At 64.6% G+C, this 18,408-nt stretch carries 19 protein-coding genes; 12 read left to right on the top strand and 7 right to left on the bottom strand.

The features are described 5' to 3' along the window. Window positions 1-516: 516 nt before the first annotated feature. From QCE88_RS08250 to QCE88_RS08195, 12 genes are all read left to right on the top strand, one after another. Window positions 517-891: an Mth938-like domain-containing protein gene (locus QCE88_RS08250; protein WP_309900828.1), complete on the top strand. Its 375-nt coding sequence runs from the start codon at window positions 517-519 to the stop codon at window positions 889-891. A gap of 298 nt (window positions 892-1,189) precedes the next feature. Next, the gene (locus QCE88_RS08245; RefSeq protein WP_309900826.1) at window positions 1,190-2,863 is read left to right on the top strand and encodes a glycosyltransferase family 39 protein; all 1,674 of its coding nucleotides are present in this window, start codon (window positions 1,190-1,192) and stop codon (window positions 2,861-2,863) included. 96 nt (window positions 2,864-2,959) lie between these two features. Beyond that, window positions 2,960-3,331: an EamA family transporter gene (locus QCE88_RS08240; RefSeq protein WP_309900823.1), complete on the top strand. Its 372-nt coding sequence runs from the start codon at window positions 2,960-2,962 to the stop codon at window positions 3,329-3,331. A gap of 73 nt (window positions 3,332-3,404) precedes the next feature. After that, a complete protein-coding gene (locus tag QCE88_RS08235; protein ID WP_309900821.1) occupies window positions 3,405-4,556 on the top strand; it encodes a DegT/DnrJ/EryC1/StrS aminotransferase family protein in 1,152 nt (383 codons plus the stop codon). 66 nt (window positions 4,557-4,622) lie between these two features. After that, window positions 4,623-5,660, top strand: a complete 1,038-nt coding sequence (locus QCE88_RS08230; RefSeq protein WP_309900819.1) for a glycosyltransferase — start codon at window positions 4,623-4,625, stop codon at window positions 5,658-5,660. After that, on the top strand, window positions 5,657-6,655 hold the full coding sequence (locus QCE88_RS08225) for a formyltransferase (RefSeq protein ID WP_309900817.1): 999 nt from the start codon (window positions 5,657-5,659) through the stop codon (window positions 6,653-6,655). The genes QCE88_RS08230 and QCE88_RS08225 overlap by 4 nt, the downstream gene beginning before the upstream one ends. Continuing rightward, complete coding sequence (locus QCE88_RS08220) at window positions 6,652-7,698, top strand: bifunctional UDP-4-keto-pentose/UDP-xylose synthase (RefSeq protein WP_309900815.1); 1,047 nt, start codon at window positions 6,652-6,654, stop codon at window positions 7,696-7,698. Before QCE88_RS08225 ends, QCE88_RS08220 begins: the two co-directional genes overlap by 4 nt. A gap of 15 nt (window positions 7,699-7,713) precedes the next feature. Continuing rightward, the gene (locus QCE88_RS08215) at window positions 7,714-8,610 is read left to right on the top strand and encodes a polysaccharide deacetylase family protein (RefSeq protein WP_309900813.1); all 897 of its coding nucleotides are present in this window, start codon (window positions 7,714-7,716) and stop codon (window positions 8,608-8,610) included. 79 nt (window positions 8,611-8,689) lie between these two features. After that, a complete protein-coding gene (locus tag QCE88_RS08210) occupies window positions 8,690-9,151 on the top strand; it encodes a peroxiredoxin (protein WP_309808192.1) in 462 nt (153 codons plus the stop codon). A gap of 407 nt (window positions 9,152-9,558) precedes the next feature. Then, complete coding sequence (locus QCE88_RS08205; RefSeq protein WP_309900811.1) at window positions 9,559-11,391, top strand: PhoH family protein; 1,833 nt, start codon at window positions 9,559-9,561, stop codon at window positions 11,389-11,391. Between the two features lie 217 nt (window positions 11,392-11,608). Beyond that, a complete protein-coding gene (locus tag QCE88_RS08200; RefSeq protein ID WP_309900809.1) occupies window positions 11,609-12,619 on the top strand; it encodes a C40 family peptidase in 1,011 nt (336 codons plus the stop codon). Between the two features lie 59 nt (window positions 12,620-12,678). Beyond that, window positions 12,679-13,485, top strand: coding sequence for an SDR family oxidoreductase (locus QCE88_RS08195; protein WP_309900807.1), 807 nt, complete (start codon window positions 12,679-12,681; stop codon window positions 13,483-13,485). 50 nt (window positions 13,486-13,535) lie between these two features. Here QCE88_RS08195 and QCE88_RS08190 read toward each other — a convergent pair whose 3' ends face one another. The 7 genes from QCE88_RS08190 to rpsF form a co-directional block, all read right to left on the bottom strand. Further along, entirely contained in the window at window positions 13,536-14,546 is a 1,011-nt protein-coding gene (locus QCE88_RS08190) for an anion permease (RefSeq protein ID WP_309832127.1), read from the bottom strand. Window positions 14,547-14,585: 39 nt separating this feature from the next. After that, complete coding sequence (locus QCE88_RS08185; protein ID WP_309832125.1) at window positions 14,586-15,212, bottom strand: DUF47 domain-containing protein; 627 nt, start codon at window positions 15,210-15,212, stop codon at window positions 14,586-14,588. 223 nt (window positions 15,213-15,435) lie between these two features. Beyond that, window positions 15,436-16,827: a replicative DNA helicase gene (locus QCE88_RS08180; RefSeq protein ID WP_309900805.1), complete on the bottom strand. Its 1,392-nt coding sequence runs from the start codon at window positions 16,825-16,827 to the stop codon at window positions 15,436-15,438. Window positions 16,828-16,938: 111 nt separating this feature from the next. Beyond that, window positions 16,939-17,394, bottom strand: coding sequence for a 50S ribosomal protein L9 (gene rplI / locus QCE88_RS08175; RefSeq protein ID WP_309832122.1), 456 nt, complete (start codon window positions 17,392-17,394; stop codon window positions 16,939-16,941). 28 nt (window positions 17,395-17,422) lie between these two features. Further along, window positions 17,423-17,698: a 30S ribosomal protein S18 gene (rpsR, locus tag QCE88_RS08170; RefSeq protein WP_309900802.1), complete on the bottom strand. Its 276-nt coding sequence runs from the start codon at window positions 17,696-17,698 to the stop codon at window positions 17,423-17,425. Between the two features lie 2 nt (window positions 17,699-17,700). Continuing rightward, window positions 17,701-18,000, bottom strand: a complete 300-nt coding sequence (priB, locus tag QCE88_RS08165; protein ID WP_007000151.1) for a primosomal replication protein N — start codon at window positions 17,998-18,000, stop codon at window positions 17,701-17,703. A 33-nt stretch (window positions 18,001-18,033) separates the two neighbouring features. Beyond that, a complete protein-coding gene (gene rpsF / locus QCE88_RS08160; protein ID WP_309832118.1) occupies window positions 18,034-18,405 on the bottom strand; it encodes a 30S ribosomal protein S6 in 372 nt (123 codons plus the stop codon). Window positions 18,406-18,408 lie beyond the last annotated feature (3 nt).

Here is an 18,408-nt window from a genome sequence, read left to right as displayed (position 1 = left end):
GTCGTGGCCGCCGATGTTGCACGCTGGCGTTGCCCGACTAAGGTTGCGCGATTCCGGCCCGGTCATCCGTGCGGCCAGCCTCGCGCGCGGACAGCGGCGGATGAGCGTGCCGAAGCGGGATGGGAGCCTCACTGAAGACTGGGCTTCGAAGTCACATTCGCCATAGACCTTCGAAGCCGGCCGCTTGAGTCCCGGGCGAGCCGCCCCCAGGCGCGGGACGACATATTCTAGACGCAGCGCCGGGTAGGCTTGAGCGTTGCGGACCGGAGGCCAAGCCGGAGACGGCGATTGCGCGCGGAGGCGGCTTGTGGCGGCAGCGAGCGCAATGGGCGGCGCGAGCGGGCCCGGCAGCCGGAAAGTTATAATTTACTGATTATGGCTCAGTTCCGCAATGCACCAAAGCCGCGCCGCCGCGCCCTGCGGGCGAGCACGAGGGACCTGGCCGGCGCGTCCGCTGGCTTGCACGTTGCTTAACGCTGGCCGAGTCTTTCATCCCTTCCCTGCCGGATCACTGTTTTGAAACTTCACCAGGATTCCACCAGCGCGCTCAACACCATCACGAGCTACGGAGACGATTTCGTCGCGATCAACCTCGAACGGCACGAAGGCAGCGTGATCGTGATGCCCGAAACGCCGGTGACCGCATGGCCGGTTGCATCGTTCGATGCGTTGACCCCCGAGCACTTCCAGGCGCTCGTCGACGCCGCACCCGAGATGGTCATCTTCGGCAGCGGCACGCGCCTGCGCTTTCCGCATCCGCGTCTCACGGCGAGCCTGGCGCAGCATCGCATCGGCGTGGAAACGATGGACTTCGGCGCCGCCTGCCGGACCTACAACATCCTGATGTCCGAAGGCCGGCGCGTGGCGGCGGCCTTGCTGATCGAGCGCTGATCGAGTCCGGGCGAGCGCTAAGGAACCGTTAAGGATATGACTGGCAGACTCCGGCCGCGCGCCTGAATTCGGTGCAGGCGAACCCATTCGGGCGGGTGGCGCCGTGGCGTGCTGCTAAACTCCCGGCCGGCATTCACGGCAACGGACGGGCATTGACGCCGGACACAGTTGCGGATCCGGACCGTCGCGGAGGCACCGCAGACGCGCCCGACGCCGCGAACGCCCCGAATCGCCGGGCGGCTGCCGCCCCTTTCGTTCCACTAGCGCCGCGCATCGCGGCATCGGACAGGTCGACTTCATGAACGATACGCCTTCGCGGCTACCGCTCACCCGTCTCACGCTCATTCTGCTGGTCCTGGCGCTCGCGCTCGTCTGGTTCGGGCCGCTGGGCTATCGCCATCTGGTGCCGAGCGACGAAGGCCGCTACGCCGAAATGGCCCGCGAGATGTTCCTGACCGGCGACTGGATCACGCCGCGCTACAACGGCTACAAGTATTTCGAGAAACCGCCCCTGCAAACCTGGGCGAACGCGCTGACCTTCGCGTGGTTCGGCATCGGCGAATGGCAGGCCCGGCTCTACACGGCGCTCACGGGCTTTGCCGGCGTGCTGCTGGTCGGCTATACCGGCACGCGCGTGTTCAACGCGATGACGGGTTTTGCCGCCGCCGTCGTGCTGGCGACCTGCCCGTACTGGAACCTGATGGGCCACTTCAACACGCTCGACATGGCCCTGTCGTTCTGGATGCAGGTCACGCTGTGCGCGCTGCTGCTGGCGCAGCGCCCCGGCCTGGCCGCGCGCGCCGTGCGCGGCTGGATGTGGCTGTGCTGGGCCGGCATGGCCGCAGCGGTGTTGTCGAAGGGCCTGGTCGGGCTGATCCTGCCAGGCGCGGTCCTGATCCTCTATTCGCTCGTCGCGCGCGACTGGGCGCTGTGGAAGCGGCTCTATATAGGCAGCGGGCTGATCGTGTTTTTCGTGATCGTCGCGCCGTGGTTCGTGCTCGTGCAGATGAAGAATCCCGAGTTCTTCAATTTCTTCTTCATCGTCCAGCAGTTTCAGAGATATCTGACCCCCGAGCAGAATCGCCCGGGCGCGTTCTATTACTTCGTGCCCGTGCTGCTGGTCGGCTTCCTGCCGTGGCTGTCGGTGTCCGCGCAGAGCGTGTGGCACGGCATCCGCACGCCGCGCCAGCCGAACGGCTTCGCGCCCGTGACCTTGCTCCTCGTCTGGTCGGCGTTCATCTTCCTGTTCTTCAGCGCCTCGCACTCGAAGCTCCTCTCGTACGTGCTGCCCATCGCGCCGGCGCTGGCGCTCGTGATCGGGCTGTACCTGCCGTCGCTCCCGCGCTCGCGCTATCGCATGCATCTGATCGGCTATGCGGTGTTCCTCGTCGCGGCGGCGCTCGGCGCGATCTTCCTCGGCCGGACGGGGAGCGCCAACACGCCGAATGCGCTCTACCGCGTCTTCCAGCTCTGGGTATGGGCCGGGCTCGCCGTGGCGTTCGTCGTGACCCTGGTCGCGCTGTGGCTGAACCGCCGCAGCGTGCTGGCAGGCGCGGCCGGACTCGGCGCCGCGTGGCTGCTGCTGGGCACGATCGCAGGCTCCGGCCACGATGTCTTCGGCACGCAGAGTTCGGGCGTCCAGCTCGTGCCGGCCGTCAAGGCCGCGATGGCGAAGCTGCCGCCCGACACGCCGTTCTATTCGATCGCCAAGCTCGATCACACGATGCCCTTCTACCTCGGCCACACGATGATCATGGTCGGCGAAGCGGACGAACTGACCTTCGGCGTGCATGCCGAACCGCAGAAATGGGTGCCGAGCATCGACGAGTGGATCAGAATCTGGGATTCGGAGCACGCGGCGCTTGCGCTGATGCCGCCCTACCGTTATGACGAACTTGAAAAACGTCACGTGCCCATGCAGGTGATCGCGCGCGACGAGCGTCGCGTGATCGTCGAGAAACCGCAGCCCTGAGCCTTCGAATGCCTTTCGGCCGCGCCGCCTGACCGCACGGTCGTGCGGCATCCGGCGGCGAACCGGGTATCCTTGACCCGCACCCGACCTTTCACGATGAACCTGATTTCCTTCATTTGCATCATCATCGGCGTATCGTTGAACGCATGCGCCCAGTTGCTGCTCAAAGCCGGCGTGAACGCGGTGGGCCATTTCGACTTCACGCCTGCCAATATCGTGCCGGTCGGCCTCAAGATTGCCACGCAGCTGCCCATCATCGGCGGGTTGAGCTGTTACGTGCTGAGCGTGGTCGTGTGGATCGTCGGGCTGTCGCGCGTGGACGTGTCGATCGCCTATCCGATGCTCTCGCTCGGCTACGTCGTCAACGCGTTCGCGGCGTGGTACCTGTTCGGCGAAGTGATGTCGATGCAGCGTCTCATCGGCATCGGCATCATCCTGGTCGGCGTGGTGGTGCTCGCGCGCGGCTGAAGCGCGGCCCGCCTCGCGTCCCGACCCGCGGCGGCCCTGTCCGGATCAATCATCAACTACAACGCAAAAGTCCATGACCCAAACCTCGCGGCCGTTCCTGCCTTTCGTGAAGCCCGACATCGACGAAGAAACCATCCAGGGCGTGGTCGACGTGCTGCGTTCGGGCTGGATCACCACCGGCCCGCAGAGCCAGCAGTTCGAAGCGGAGCTGTCGGCGTATTGCGGCGGCCGGCCGGTGCGCGTGTTCAACTCCGGCACTTGCACGATGGAAATCGGCCTGCGCATCGCGGGCGTCGGCGCGGGCGACGAAGTCATCACCACGCCGATGACCTGGGTGTCCACGGCGAACGTGATTCTCGAAGTGGGCGCAACGCCGGTGTTCGTCGACATCGATCCGGTCACGCGCAATCTCGACCTTGATCTGCTCGAAGCCGCCATCACGCCGCGCACCAAGGCCATCATGCCGGTTTATCTGGCGGGGCTCCCGGTGGACATGGACCGGCTCTACGACATCGCGCGGGCGCACGGGCTGCGTGTGATCGAGGACGCGGCGCAGGCGTTCGGGTCGAGCTGGAACGGCAAGCGCATCGGCGCACTCGGCGACCTGGTGTCGTTCAGCTTCCACGCGAACAAGAACCTGACGTCGATCGAAGGCGGCGCGCTCGTGCTCAACAACGAGGATGAGGCGGAGCTCGCGCGCAAGTACCGTCTGCAAGGCATCACGCGCACCGGCCTCGACGGCATGGACTGCGACGTGCTGGGCGGCAAGTACAACCTGACCGATGTCGCGGCGCGCGTCGGGCTGGGCCAGTTGCGCCAGATCGACCGCTTCACCGAAAAGCGCCGCCAGCTGGCGCGCGCGTACTTCGACGCGTTCGAGGGCGGCGCGGCCGTGCGGCTCGGCGTGGGTTTGCCGCCGCGCAACTTTGGCGACGCCAACTGGCACATGTTCCAGATCGCGCTGCCGCTCGAGCGGCTTACGCTCACGCGCGCGGAGTTCATGGAGGAAATGAAGACGCGCGGCGTCGGCACGGGCGTGCACTATCCGGCGCTGCATCTGTTCACGCTGTATCGCGCGCGCGGTTTCCATGAAGGCATGTTCCCGCATGCCGAGAAGCTCGGCGCGACCACGCTCACGCTGCCGCTCTTCACGTTGATGGAGACCGGCGACGTGGATCATGTCGTGAAGTCCATCGATGCGATCTGCGAGCAGTTCGGACGATGAACACGCCTAGAGAAACGCAAAGACATGCACCCGAATAACGGGCAACCCAGGGACAACCAGCGCAACATGAGTCATTTCGATTTTCCGGCGACTTCCCCCGAGCTTTCGGTGATCATCCCCGTCTACAACGAGGAAGCCGGCCTCGCTGCCCTGTTCCAGCGCCTGTACCCGGCGCTCGACGCGCTCGGCACGTCGTACGAGGTGATCTTCATCAACGACGGCAGCCGGGACAAGTCGGCGGCGCTGCTCGCAAAGCAGTTCCACGCGCGTCCCGACACCACGCGCGTCATCCTGCTGAACGGCAACTACGGCCAGCACATGGCGATCCTCGCGGGCTTCGAGCAGTCGCGCGGCGAGATCGTCGTCACGCTCGACGCCGATTTGCAGAACCCGCCCGAGGAAATCGGCAAGCTGGTGGCGAAGATGCACGAGGGTTACGACTACGTCGGCACGATCCGCCAGCAGCGTCAGGACAGCCTGTGGCGCAAGAAAGCCTCGCGCGCAATGAACCGGCTGCGCGAGCGCATCACCAAGATACGCATGACGGACCAGGGCTGCATGCTGCGCGCTTACAGCCGCCATATCATCGACACGATCAACCGCTGCGGCGAGATCAACACCTTCATTCCGGCGCTGGCCTACACCTTCGCGCAGAACCCGATCGAAGTGGGCGTGGCGCACGAGGAGCGCTTCGCGGGCGAATCCAAGTATTCGCTCTACAGCCTCATCCGCCTGAACTTCGATCTGGTCACCGGCTTCTCGGTGGTGCCGCTGCAATGGCTGTCGTTCATCGGCGTGATTCTCTCGGTGGGATCGGCGGGCCTGTTCCTGCTGCTGCTGATCCGCCGCTTCATGTTCGGCGCGGAAGTCCAGGGTGTGTTCACCCTGTTCGCCATCACCTTCTTCATGCTCGGCGTGATCATCTTCGCGCTCGGGCTGCTGGGCGAATACATCGGGCGCATCTACCAGCAAGTGCGCGCGCGCCCGCGCTATCTGGTGCAGACCATTCTCGAGGAACGCGACGGCCTGCCCACCGCCACCCGGCCATTGCAGGACGCCGTGCAGCAGGTCGCCGTGGTCACGCGCGAGGAAGACGGCGTATGAAGCCGCGCGCAGTCGTCTTCGCCTATCACGACGTCGGCGTGCGTTGCCTGCAAGTGCTGCTCGCGCGCGGCGTGGAGGTCGCGCTGGTGGTCACGCACGAGGACAGCGCGAGCGAAAACATCTGGTTCGAGAGCGTCGCGCGGGTCGCGGCGGAGCATGGCATCGCCACCCTCACCCCGGCCGATCCGAAGTCGCCCGAGCTTCACGAGGCCGTCGAACGCCTTGCACCCGACTTCATCTTCTCGTTCTACTACCGCCACATGCTGCCGGTAGCGCTGCTGTCGCTCGCGCGGCGCGGCGCGTACAACATGCACGGCTCGCTGCTGCCGAAGTATCGCGGCCGCGTGCCGACCAACTGGGCGGTGCTCAACGGCGAAACCGAGTCCGGCGCGACGCTGCATGAAATGGCCGCGAAGCCCGACGCCGGCGCGATCCTCGCGCAGACGCCCGTGCCCATCCTCCCCGACGACACCGCCGCGCAAGTCTTCGACAAGACCGTGGTCGCCGCCGAGCAGACGCTCTGGCGCGTGTTGCCCGCGCTGCTGGCGGGCGAAGCGCCGCATCTGCCGAACGATCTCGCCGCCGGCAGCTACTACGGCGGGCGCAAGCCGGAAGACGGGCGCATCGACTGGACCCAGCCGGCCGCGCGCGTCTACAACCTGGTTCGCGCCGTGGCGCCGCCTTATCCGGGCGCGTTCACGGATCTCGGCGCTGACCGCTTCATCGTCGCGCGTGCGCGGCTCGTGCCGGAAACCGGCGCGCCGGGCATCGCGCCGGAAAGGCTCGGTGAGCTGCGCGGTTTGCCCCCGGGCCTTGCCGTGACGGATAATGCGCTGTTCGGCGTGTGCGGCGATGGCCGCGTCATCGCCATCCACGAATTGCGCCATCGGCCGCTGTCCGCCGACGGTCAACCCGTGGGCGACGAGCACGTCATCAGCCCTGCCGAATTCGCCACCGCGTTCGGCCGCTTCACTCAATCCTCTCGTCATTCATGAAAAAAGTTCTGATCCTGGGTGTCAACGGCTTCATCGGCCACCACCTGTCCAAGCGCATCCTCGAGACCACCGACTGGGAAGTCTTCGGGATGGACATGCAAACCGATCGCCTGGGCGACCTCGCGAATCACGAGCGGATGCACTTCTTCGAAGGCGACATCACGATCAACAAGGAGTGGGTCGAGTATCACGTCAAGAAGTGCGACGTGATCCTGCCGCTGGTCGCCATCGCGACGCCCGCCACCTACGTGAAACAGCCGCTGCGCGTGTTCGAACTCGACTTCGAGGCGAACCTGCCCATCGTCCGTTCGGCCGTGAAGTACGGCAAGCACCTGGTGTTTCCGTCGACGTCCGAGGTGTACGGCATGTGCACCGACGAGCAGTTCGACCCGGAGAATTCGCAGCTCTCCTACGGCCCGATCAACAAGCCGCGCTGGATCTACGCGTGCTCCAAGCAGCTGATGGACCGCGTGATCTGGGGCTACGGCATGGAAGGCCTGAACTTCACGCTGTTCCGTCCGTTCAACTGGATCGGCCCGGGCCTCGACTCCATCTACACGCCGAAGGAAGGGTCGTCGCGCGTGGTGACGCAGTTCCTCGGTCATATCGTGCGCGGCGAGAACATCAGTCTCGTCGACGGCGGTGCGCAGAAGCGCGCGTTCACCGACATCGACGACGGCATCGGCGCGTTGATGAAGATCATCGAGAACAAGGGCGGCGTGGCCAGCGGCAAGATCTATAACATCGGCAACCCGACGAACAACTTCTCGGTGCGCGAACTGGCGGGCAAGATGCTGGCGCTCGCCAACGAGTTCCCCGAGTATTCGGACAACGTGAAGAAGGTGCAGCTCGTCGAGACCTCGTCGGGCGCGTACTACGGCGAGGGCTACCAGGACGTGCAGAACCGCGTGCCGAAGATCGACAACACGATGCAGGAACTCGGCTGGGCCCCGCAAGCCAGCATGGACGACGCGCTGCGCAAGATCTTCGAAGCGTATCGCGGGCATGTGGGCGAGGCCCGCAAGCTCGTCGAGCAAGCGTAAGCGCGAGGACGCCGCGTGGCCCGCATTGTCCTCAAGATCGACGTCGATACCCTGCGCGGCACGCGCGAAGGCGTGCCCAACCTCGGGCGTCTGCTCGACCAGTACGCCGCGCGCGCCACCTTCCTCTTCAGCCTCGGCCCGGACCATACCGGCTGGGCCTTGCGCCGCGTGTTCCGGCCGGGCTTCCTGAAGAAGGTGTCGCGCACCTCGGTGGTCGAGCACTACGGCATCAAGACGCTGATGTACGGCGTGCTGCTGCCGGGGCCGGACATCGGCCGCGAAGCCGTGTCGGAGATGCGCGCCATCCACGAAGCCGGCTTCGAATGCGGCATCCATACGTGGGACCACGTGTACTGGCAGGACAACGTGCGCGCACGCGACCGCGACTGGACCGTGACGCAGATGCAGCAGAGCCATGCGCGCTTCATCGAGATTTTCGGCGCGCCGCCCGTCACGCACGGCGCGGCCGGCTGGCAGATGAACGGCCACGCGTTCGAGCAGATCGACGCGTGGGGCATGCGCTACGCCTCCGACGGCCGCGGCCACACGCCCTATATCCCCGTGCTCGACGGCCGCACGCTGAACCACGTGCAGATGCCGACCACCCTGCCGACGCTCGACGAAGTGCTCGGCGTGGCGGGCGTCGATGAAAGCAACGTCGCGGCGCATCTGCTGAAGCACACCGAAAACAACCCGCACGACCAGGTGTTCACGCTGCACGCGGAGCTCGAGGGCCAGAAGCTCGCGTCCGTGTTCGGGCAACTGCTGGCCGGCTGGCGCGCGCAAGGACACGTCTTCGCCACGATGGGCGATTATCATGCTGCGCTGGACCGCGCGACGCTGCCCACGTACCCTGTCACGTGGGGCGAGATTCCGGGCCGCGCGGGCGAACTCATCGTCCAGCCGGGCTGAAATCGCGCCCGGGCATCGCGCCCGGCGCGCGTGCAGATCGTCTCCCTCACCAACAATCCACAACAACGGAGAAGCCTTCGTGTCAGTCGCTGTCGACCAGCCCGTTCCCGATTTCACTGCACCCGCAACCGGCGGCGAGTTCACCCTCTCCTCCCTGCGCGGCAAAAAGGTCGTGCTGTTTTTCTATCCGAAGGACAACACGCCGGGCTGTACGACCGAAAGCCTGCAGTTCCGCGACCACTACGAGCTGTTCCGGAAAGCCGGCGCGGAAGTGGTCGGCATCTCGCGCGACAGCGTGAAGTCGCACGACAACTTCAAGGCCAAGCTGGAACTGCCCTACACGCTGGTGTCGGACGGCGACGAAGCCATCTGCGCACAGTTCGATGTCATCAAGATGAAGAAGATGTACGGCAAGGAAGTGCGCGGCATCGAGCGTTCGACCTTCCTGATCGACGCCCAGGGCGTGCTGCGGCAGGAGTTCCGCGGCGTGCGCGTGCCAGGGCACGTCGAGGCCATCGTGGAGGCTGTACAAGCCATTTGAGGCACGATATATTGGTTCGCAATGAGCGCCTGTCCCTTCACTTTCCTCCTTCCCGGCACGAGCCGTCGTGCGCCCTGCGGCGCGGTCGGCATGGATCCGGGTTATCCGGGCGGTGAGGCAGCGGGTCGGCGCAGGCGCTCTGAAAGAGAAGTCAGCCGCTGGTTCCGGTAGTCGGAACGGCGGCTTTTTTTATTGGGCATCGCGCGGAAGCCACGCATTTCCCCGCCGCACGATAACCCACGGACGCACTCCCGAGGAGCAGATCGACACCTAGGCGAACCGGCGTTTTCGACATTGAAGCGCGCCGCCGGGCGCAAACTGCGGCACGCGTCTCGCTGCGAGGGCGGACGAGCAGGATGCGACAGGCGGCGCACGATACACGACCCGATTCCTTTCGAGGGAACACCATGCCTTTGCCTACCGCCCCGGCCAAGCTCGGCCATCTCCTTCCGTCCGACGAGTACAAGGCCAAAGCCCGGCCTTCGAAATCGTCGAAGAAGCCCGCTGCAGCGAGCGACGACGATGCCCACGGCGGTGTCGCCACCGCCACCGCCGAACGTCCCGCGAACGCGGCGCACACGCTGCGCGCCATCGCCAGCGAAGTGCTGACCCAGGTTCCCGCCGAAGCGCAGGTGGACGCGGCCGTGCCGCCGCCCGCGCCCGGCACGATTCCCGCGCGTGGCCGCAAATCGCGGCAGACCGCGGCGCTGTTGCAGCCGGCGCCCGCCGTCCGGTCGAAACAGGACGAACCGCAAGCACACGTCGAACACGCGGCAGTGCCCGTGGCGAGCGCGAAGGAAGCGCGCGCGGTGCCCAAGCGCCGCAAGGGCGCCGCTGCCGAAGCCGAATTGCGCAAGCTGTTCGTGCTCGACACCAACGTGCTGATGCACGATCCGAGCTCGCTGTTCCGCTTCGAGGAACACGACGTCTATCTGCCGATGATGACGCTCGAAGAGCTCGACAACCACAAGAAGGGCATGTCCGAAGTGGCGCGCAATGCGCGTCAGGTGAGCCGCACGCTGGACGGGCTGGTCGCGCATGCGGGCAAGATGACGGAAGGCATTCCGCTCGCCGCGCAAGGCAACCGTGACGCGCTCGGCCGTCTCTACTTCCAGACGACGCTCACCGACATCGAGCCCGTCGAAGGCCTGCCGGTCGGCAAGGCCGATAACCAGATTCTCGGCGTCGTGCGCGCGTTGCAGAAGGAGCGCCCCGAGAGCCAGGTCGTGCTGGTGTCGAAAGACATCAACATGCGCATCAAGGCGCACGCGCTCGGGCTGCCCGCCGAAGACTACTTCAACGACCAGGTCCTCGAAGACAAGGACCTGCTCTACTCCGGCGTGCGTGCGCTGCCGCAGGACTTCTGGACACGGCATGCCAAGGGCATGGAAAGCTGGCAGGACACCAAGACCGGCACCACGTATTACCGCGTGACCGGTCCGCTGTGCCCGTCGATGCTCGTCAACGAGTTCGTCTATCTCGAGCCGCAGAACGGCGAGCCGTCGTTCCACGCGGTGGTGCGCGAACTCAACGGCAAGACCGCGCTGTTGCAGACGCTGCGTGACTACGGCCATCACAAGAACAATGTGTGGGGCATCACCGCGCGCAATCGCGAGCAGAACTTCGCCCTCAACCTGCTGATGAACCCGGAAGTCGACTTCGTCACGCTGCTCGGCCAGGCCGGCACCGGCAAGACGCTGATGGCGCTCGCCGCAGGCTTGGCGCAAGTGCTCGACGACAAGCGCTACAACGAGATCATCGTGACGCGCGCCACCGTGCCGGTGGGCGAGGACATCGGCTTCCTGCCCGGCACCGAGGAAGAGAAGATGCAGCCGTGGATGGGCGCCTTCGACGACAACCTCGAAGTGCTCCAGAAAACCGACGACGCCGCCGGCGAATGGGGCCGCGCCGCGACGCAGGAGCTGATCCGCTCGCGACTCAAGGTGAAGAGCATGAACTTCATGCGCGGCCGGACGTTCGTCGACAAGTACGTGATCATCGACGAAGCGCAGAACCTGACGCCCAAGCAGATGAAAACGCTCGTCACGCGCGCGGGCCCGGGCACGAAGATCGTGTGTCTCGGCAATATCGCGCAGATCGACACGCCGTATCTGACCGAAGGCAGTTCGGGCCTCACGTATGTCGTCGACCGCTTCAAGGGCTGGACGCATAGCGGACACGTGACGCTGGCGCGCGGTGAACGCTCGCGACTCGCCGACTACGCGTCGGACATCCTGTAAGCGGCTTGATTGCTTGCAATGCACGGCCCGGCGGAGCGATCCGCCGGGCCGTTTTTCATGGTGCATCCGTTCATTCCGCCGTTTCGCCGTTCCGCGACGGCCACACTTACGTCCGAATCTTCATGTAAAACTTCAACAGCGCTTGCCGCACGCCCGTGCGACGGGCTAGTATCGGCACACTGCCATCCTCGGGCGAGCCTGCGCTCGCCTTTCTGCAATGCGTCGAATCTGGTTGCTGCTTCTTGTGTCCGTGCTGCTCGCCGCGTGTGGTTCCGCGCCGCAGCAGGCCACGCGCAAGCCCGCGTCCAGCACCGCCGCTACCCGCACCTACAAGCCGCCGCCCGGTTTCCCGACCTTCGTCGATCACAGCATCGGGCGAGAGGAAATCTCCATCCAGGCGATGTCGCTCGTCGGCGTTCCGTATCGCTGGGGCGGCAACACGCCTGATGCGGGCTTCGATTGCAGCGGGCTCGTGCGTTATGTCGTCGGGCGCGCGGCCTCCGTCGATCTGCCGCGCACCACCGGCGAAATGAGTTCGCGCGGCGAATCGGTCGAACCGGACGAAATCGCCGCCGGCGACCTGATCTTCTTCAACACGACCGGACGGGCGCATTCGCACGTCGGCATCTATGTCGGCAAGCTGCGCTTCGTCAATGCGCCATCGACGGGCGGCACGGTGCGTCTCGATTACCTCACCAATCCGTACTGGGCCAAGCGTTTCGACGGCATTCGACGCGTCGCGGCGCCGAAGGCCGCGCCGACGCCATTCGATGGTCCGACCTATTTGGCATCGCCTGCGCCTGCTGCGCCTCCCGCTGTTCAGACCACCGCGCCGGCCGTGCAGCCTGCGCCGACCTACGCGCGCCAGACGGCGCCGGCCCCGGTAGCCGCAAACGCCGATGCCTTCGAACCGCCGCCATCATCGCTGAACGCGGCGCAGCGGCAATCGCAAGCGGCCGGCGCGACCGCGCCCGCTGCCGCCACGGCAGCGATCAACGCGTCACCCGATCCGATCCAGGCCGCCGCCGACGCCTTTGAGCCGCCGCCGTCCAGTTCGAGTGCGGCGCAGCAGCAGGCACGCACGGCGCAAACGGCGTATGACAACGCCACGCCCACCGCCGCCGAACCGCCTGTACGCGTGATGCGCGCCTCGACTGGCTCACTCGCCGCACCACGCCCGGCGTCGAACGACGATCCCATCGCCCGCTTCGCCACCGGAACGAACTGACGCCCGCCGCGCGCCTCTGCTATCGTGTTCCGATCGATTTCACCACGGAGCGCAACACCATGGATCTGGGACTGGCGGGCAAGGTCGTGCTGATTACGGGCGGCAGCAAGGGTATCGGTTTCGCCTGCGCCAAGGCGTTCGCCGCGGAAGGCGCGAAAGTGGCCATCGTCTCGCGCGATGCCGCCAATCTCGCCCGCGCCCGCGAGCAGCTCGCGAGCAGCGGCTATCACGTGCATCTGGCGCGCGCCGACCTGCACGAGGCGCACAGCGCGGACGACGTCGTCGAGGAAGCGAGCGCGGCGCTCGGCCCCATCGACATCCTGATCAACAGCGCGGGCGCCGCCCGACGCTACGATCCCGACACGCTCGACGCCGCCGCCTACAAGGCCGCGATGGACGCCAAATACTTCTCCTATGTATATCCGCAGCAAGTGGTGCTCAAGCGCATGGCAGAACGCCTGCGCGCCGATCCGCAAGCGGAGCCGGGCGCGATCGTCAATATCATCGGGATGGGTGGGAAGATGGCCAGCGACATCCATATCGCGGGCGGCGCCGCCAATGCCGCGCTGATGCTCAACACCGTGGGGCTCGCGCATCACTATGCGAAACTCGGCATCCGTATCAACGCGATCAATCCGGGCTCGACGCTCACCGAACGCGTCGAGGAAGCGCTCGATCTCGAAGCCAAGCGCCAGGGCGTCACGCGGGATCAGGTTCTCGCCGACAGTCAGGCGAAAGTGCCGTTCGGGCGCTATGCGAAGCCGGAGGAAATCGCCGACGTCGCGGTCTTTCTGGCGAGCCGCCGGGCGAGTTACGTATCGGGCGCGCTGATTCCGATGGACGGAGTCTCGTCGCCGATCATCTGATCCGCGCGCCCGCCCCGCTGATACGCGGGGCGGACCGTACTAAGCAACGCTTAAAGGAAGCGGTGTCCGAGCCACCAGCCCGCTGCGGCGAGCGCGGCGGAGGCCGGAATCGTGAGAATCCAAGCCCACACAATGTTGCCCGCGACGCCCCAGCGCACAGCGCTGAACTTCTGCGTCGCGCCGACGCCGACAATCGCGCCGGTGATCGTGTGCGTGGTGGACACCGGAATGCCGAGGAACGACGCGACGAACAGCGTGATCGCCCCGCCCGTCTCCGCGCAGAACCCGCCGACCGGTTTGAGCTTGGTGATCTTCTGACCCATCGTCCGCACGATGCGCCAGCCGCCGAACAGCGTGCCCAGGCCCATCGACAGATAGCACAGGCCGATGACCCAGATCGGTGGGGCATCGGCGGTGGCGGACGCGTAGCCGGTGGCAATCAGTAGCATCCAGATGATGCCGATGGTCTTCTGCGCGTCATTGCCGCCGTGTCCGAGCGAATACAAGCCCGCCGAGACCAGCTGCATGCGTCGGAAGCGCCGGTCGACCTTCGAGGGCGGCGTGCGGAAGTACAGCCACGACACCAGCAGCATGAAGAACGAGCCGAGCACGAAGCCCAGCAGCGGCGAGATGAAGATGAACGCGACCGTCTTCAGCAAACCGTCCCAGTTGAGCGAGCCCCAGCCCGACTTGGCGAGCGCCGCGCCGACCAGCCCGCCGATCAGCGCGTGCGACGAACTCGACGGAATGCCGTAGATCCAGGTGACGATATTCCAGCCGATCGCGCCGACGAGCGCGCCGAAGATCACGTAGTGATCGACGATCTCGGGATCGATGGTGCCCTTCCCGACCGTTTCGGCGACCTTCAAATGAAAGATGAAATACGCGATGACGTTGAACGCCGCCGCGAAGGCGACCGCTTGTTGCGGCTTGAGCACGCCGGTCGAGACGACCGTGGCGATGGAGTTGGCGGCGTCGTGGAAACCGTTCATGAAGTCGAACGCGAGTGCGACGACAACGAGCAACACGACTGCCCAGATGGCGAGTTGAATCGAATGCATCAGTGGGTATGGTTTGACCGGTGTTGTGCGCGACGCCGATCAGGCGTTTTCCAGCACGATGCCTTCGATGATGTTCGCGACGTCTTCGCACTTGTCGGTGATCGTCTCGAGCAGTTCGTAGATCGCCTTCAGCTTGATGAGCGTCTTCACGTCGTCTTCTTCGCGGAACAGTTTCGACATGGCCGAGCGCAGCACGCGATCTGCATCCGACTCGAGCCGGTCGATGTCCTCGCAGATCTTCAGGATTTCGCTCGCGCGCTTCATGTCGGACAGCAGCCCGACCGCTTGCTGCACGCGCTCGCACGTCGCCGTGCTGATGTGCGCGAGCTGGCTCGCCTCCGAGGTCACCGCGCGCACGTCATACAGCGAAATGGCCGTGGCGACGTCCTCCATCAGGTCGAGGATGTCATCCATCGTGGTGATCAGCTTGTGGATCTCGTCGCGGTCGAGCGGCGTGATGAAGGTCTTGTGCAGCAGGTCGATGGTTTCATGCGTGAGTTTGTCGGCGCGCTTCTCGTTCGCCTGCACTTTCTGCTTGTGCATCTCGGCTTCGTCGAGGTTGTCGATCAGCAGCTCGAGCTCGCGGCTGGCCTCCACGATGCACTTGGCGTGCGCGTTGAAGATTTCGAAGAATTTGCCCTCAGTGGGCATGAAGCGACCGAACATGACAATCCCGATCCCGATTAATGGGTCAATTTAAAGGCAGACATCAAACTGACATATTGTACCCGTGCGCGCACCCCGACGTGCCGCGCTCAAGCGCCGCAAATCATGGCTTGCATTCGGGAAAGAAAAGCAGTCGTCATGCCGCCGCGCTCGCTTCGCACCTTCCAGAATGCTTGCGCCACGGCACTTGACTGCCTTTAAATGCTGCTGAAAGGCAGTGACTTCACTCGCTGCCGTAGAAGGTCTGCGAACCCGCGAAATTGTCAAATTTCGTGAACTGGCCGTGGAACGTCAGGCGCACCGGCCCGATGGGACCGTTACGCTGCTTGCCGATGATGATTTCCGCCGTGCCCTTGTCCGGACTGTCGGGGTTATAGACTTCGTCGCGATAGATGAACAGGATCACGTCCGCATCCTGTTCGATGGCGCCCGACTCGCGCAGGTCCGACATGATCGGGCGCTTGTTCGGCCGTTGTTCCAGACCGCGGTTCAGCTGCGACAACGCGATCACGGGCACGTCGAGTTCCTTGGCGAGACTCTTCAGCGAGCGCGAGATTTCCGAGATTTCGGTGGCGCGGTTTTCGCCGCCGCTGCCCGAGCCCGACATCAGCTGCAGATAGTCGACGATGATGAGGCCCAGCTTGCCGCACTGGCGCGACAGACGCCGCGCGCGCGAGCGCAACTCCATCGGGTTGAGGCCGCCGGTTTCATCGATGAACAATTGCGCCTCGCTCATCTTCTGCACGGCGTGCGTGAGTTTCGGCCAGTCTTCGTCGGTGAGGCGGCCCGTGCGCATGCGGTGCTGGTCGAGCCGGCCAACCGAGCCGAGCATACGCATCGTCAGCTGCGTGCCGGGCATTTCCATCGAGAACACGGCGACCGGCAGGCCATATTCCACGGCCACATATTCGCCGATGTTCATCGACAAAGCCGTCTTGCCCATCGACGGACGTCCCGCCACGATGATCAGCTCGCCGCCATGCATGCCCGAGGTCATGCGGTCGAGGTCGACAAAGCCGGTGGGCGTGCCGGTCACGTCGCTGGGGTTGGCGGTGTGGTACAGCGTGTCGATGCGCTCGACCACCTGCGTCAGCAACGGCCCGATTTCGAGAAAGCCCTGCGTGCCGCGCGCGCCGTCTTCGGCGATCGAGAACACGCGGGACTCGGCTTCATCGAGGATCTGGCGGACTTCCTTGCCCTGGGGATTGAAGGCGTCGGCGGAGATTTCGTCTGCGACCGACACCAGCCGGCGCAACACCGCGCGATCGCGCACGATTTCGGCGTAGCGGCGGATGTTCGCCGCGCTCGGCGTGTTCTGCGCCAGCGCATTCAGATACGCGAGGCCGCCCACTTCCTCGGCCTTGCCGGCCATCGTCAGCGCTTCGTGGACGGTGATGACGTCGGCGGGACGCGTGGCCGCGATCAGCTTGCCGATATGTTCGTAAATGATGCGATGGTCGTAGCGATAGAAATCGCCTTGCGCCATCACGTCGGCGATGCGGTCCCACGCGGCGTTGTCCAGCAGCAGGCCGCCGATGACCGATTGTTCAGCTTCGATCGAATGCGGCGGGACCTTCAGCGCGTCGAGTTGCGGGTCTTTGGACGGAGCGTTCATGGGGTGGAATTATCGGACAATGACCGAGCGTGGACAATAAAAAATGGCAGGAGCCGTTCAGCTCCTGCCATTTGTAATCCGATTCGCGAGGCGCCATGCCTCGCGTCAGACTTAAGCGTGCTCGCCGAGCACCGACACCGTGACGTCGACCAGCACGTCCGTATGCAGCGCCACTTGAACCGGATGGTCGCCGACCAGCTTGATCGGGCCATTCGGCAGGCGCACTTGCGCCTTTTCGACTTCGGCGAAGCCTTGCGACTTCAGTGCTTCGGCGATGTCCGCGTTCGTGACCGAACCGAACAGACGGCCGTCGACGCCTGCCTTTTGCGAGATCTGCACGGTGAAACCGCTCAGCTTTTCGCCTTGGGCCTGAGCCGCAGCCAGCTTTTCAGCGGCGTTCTTTTCGAGTTCGGCGCGGCGAACTTCGAATTCGGCGATTGCGTCCTTGGTCGCGCGGCGTGCCTTCTTGCCGGGGATCAGGAAGTTACGTGCGTAGCCGTCCTTGACCTTGACGATGTCGCCCAGGTTGCCCAGATTGACGACTTTTTCCAAAAGAATGATTTGCATTTTTGGCTTTCCCTATTGCGTCGTCTGATTAGGCCTTGTGCAGGTCGGTGTACGGCAGCAGCGCGAGGAAACGTGCGCGCTTGATGGCCGTGTCGAGCTGACGCTGATAGTGCGACTTCGTGCCAGTCAGACGAGCCGGCGTGATCTTGCCGTTTTCGCCGATGAAGTCCTTCAGCGTTTCCGTGTCCTTGTAGTCGATCTGATCGACACCGGCTGCCGTGAAACGGCAGAACTTCTTGCGCTTGAAGAGCGGGTTTTGTTGCTGACGACGCTTGTCGAATTTCTTACCAGTCGGGCGGGGCATGATTAGTCCTTTCCAATGTCCTGCAATTCTGTGATGTGAAACACCAGGGTTCGCGCGTTACGGCTCTTCTTGGCCAGAAAGCCGGTGAAGCGTGTTTCGACGCCCATCGGACAGCTTTCCAGCCTGCCGCTCGCCTCTCCGGCGGCGACCGCCTGCAGGGTCAGCTCGATTTTCCGGGCAATGCCCGCTTCGACGACTTCTGCGGCGTGTTGCAACGTGCAGCTTGCGATCGGGATGCCGGCGGGCGTGTACCGCACCGGTTCGCGTTCCACGACGCTTGCTGTCAGTTGCAGCCGATTCACTTGAACTTGGTGGCTGTGACGAACTGATTCGCCTTAAGCCTGCGCTTCGGACGGCTGGCTGGCCGCCTTCTTGGCTTCTTCGCGCTGCACTTCCTTCATCATCGGCGACGGGCCGGTCTCGGCCTTCTTCATCTTGACGATCAGGTGACGCAGAACGGCGTCGTTGAACTTGAATGCGTGTTCCAGCTCTTCCAGCGTGGGCTGGTCGCACTCGATGTTCATGCAGACGTAGTGAGCCTTGGCGAGTTTCTCGATCATGTAGGCCAGTTGACGACGGCCCCAGTCCTCGACGCGGTGGATCTGGCCACCGTGCGACGTGATCGTGCTCTTGTAGCGCTCGATCATGGCGGGCACTTGCTCGCTTTGATCGGGATGCACGATGAAGACGATTTCGTAATGACGCATATT

Origin of the sequence: Caballeronia sp. LZ035 (genome assembly GCF_031451175.1) — a bacterium.
In the GTDB taxonomy this organism is placed as follows: domain Bacteria; phylum Pseudomonadota; class Gammaproteobacteria; order Burkholderiales; family Burkholderiaceae; genus Caballeronia.
This window is presented reverse-complemented; position numbering and strand designations above follow the sequence as displayed.

Excerpts from the sequence above, each read along its gene's own strand:
- QCE88_RS08235 (WP_309900821.1), top strand. The coding sequence starts at position 3,405 with ATGACCCAAACCTCGCGGCCGTTCCTGCCTTTCGTGAAGCCCGACATC.
- QCE88_RS08205 (WP_309900811.1), top strand. The coding sequence starts at position 9,559 with ATGCCTTTGCCTACCGCCCCGGCCAAGCTCGGCCATCTCCTTCCGTCC.
- QCE88_RS08180 (WP_309900805.1), bottom strand. The coding sequence starts at position 16,827 with ATGAACGCTCCGTCCAAAGACCCGCAACTCGACGCGCTGAAGGTCCCG.
- rpsR (WP_309900802.1), bottom strand. The coding sequence starts at position 17,698 with ATGCCCCGCCCGACTGGTAAGAAATTCGACAAGCGTCGTCAGCAACAA.
- QCE88_RS08185 (WP_309832125.1), bottom strand. The coding sequence starts at position 15,212 with ATGTTCGGTCGCTTCATGCCCACTGAGGGCAAATTCTTCGAAATCTTC.
- QCE88_RS08220 (WP_309900815.1), top strand. The coding sequence starts at position 6,652 with ATGAAAAAAGTTCTGATCCTGGGTGTCAACGGCTTCATCGGCCACCAC.
- QCE88_RS08195 (WP_309900807.1), top strand. The coding sequence starts at position 12,679 with ATGGATCTGGGACTGGCGGGCAAGGTCGTGCTGATTACGGGCGGCAGC.
- rpsF (WP_309832118.1), bottom strand. The coding sequence starts at position 18,405 with ATGCGTCATTACGAAATCGTCTTCATCGTGCATCCCGATCAAAGCGAG.
- QCE88_RS08240 (WP_309900823.1), top strand. The coding sequence starts at position 2,960 with ATGAACCTGATTTCCTTCATTTGCATCATCATCGGCGTATCGTTGAAC.
- QCE88_RS08200 (WP_309900809.1), top strand. The coding sequence starts at position 11,609 with ATGCGTCGAATCTGGTTGCTGCTTCTTGTGTCCGTGCTGCTCGCCGCG.
- QCE88_RS08245 (WP_309900826.1), top strand. The coding sequence starts at position 1,190 with ATGAACGATACGCCTTCGCGGCTACCGCTCACCCGTCTCACGCTCATT.
- QCE88_RS08225 (WP_309900817.1), top strand. The coding sequence starts at position 5,657 with ATGAAGCCGCGCGCAGTCGTCTTCGCCTATCACGACGTCGGCGTGCGT.
- rplI (WP_309832122.1), bottom strand. The coding sequence starts at position 17,394 with ATGCAAATCATTCTTTTGGAAAAAGTCGTCAATCTGGGCAACCTGGGC.
- QCE88_RS08230 (WP_309900819.1), top strand. The coding sequence starts at position 4,623 with ATGAGTCATTTCGATTTTCCGGCGACTTCCCCCGAGCTTTCGGTGATC.
- QCE88_RS08190 (WP_309832127.1), bottom strand. The coding sequence starts at position 14,546 with ATGCATTCGATTCAACTCGCCATCTGGGCAGTCGTGTTGCTCGTTGTC.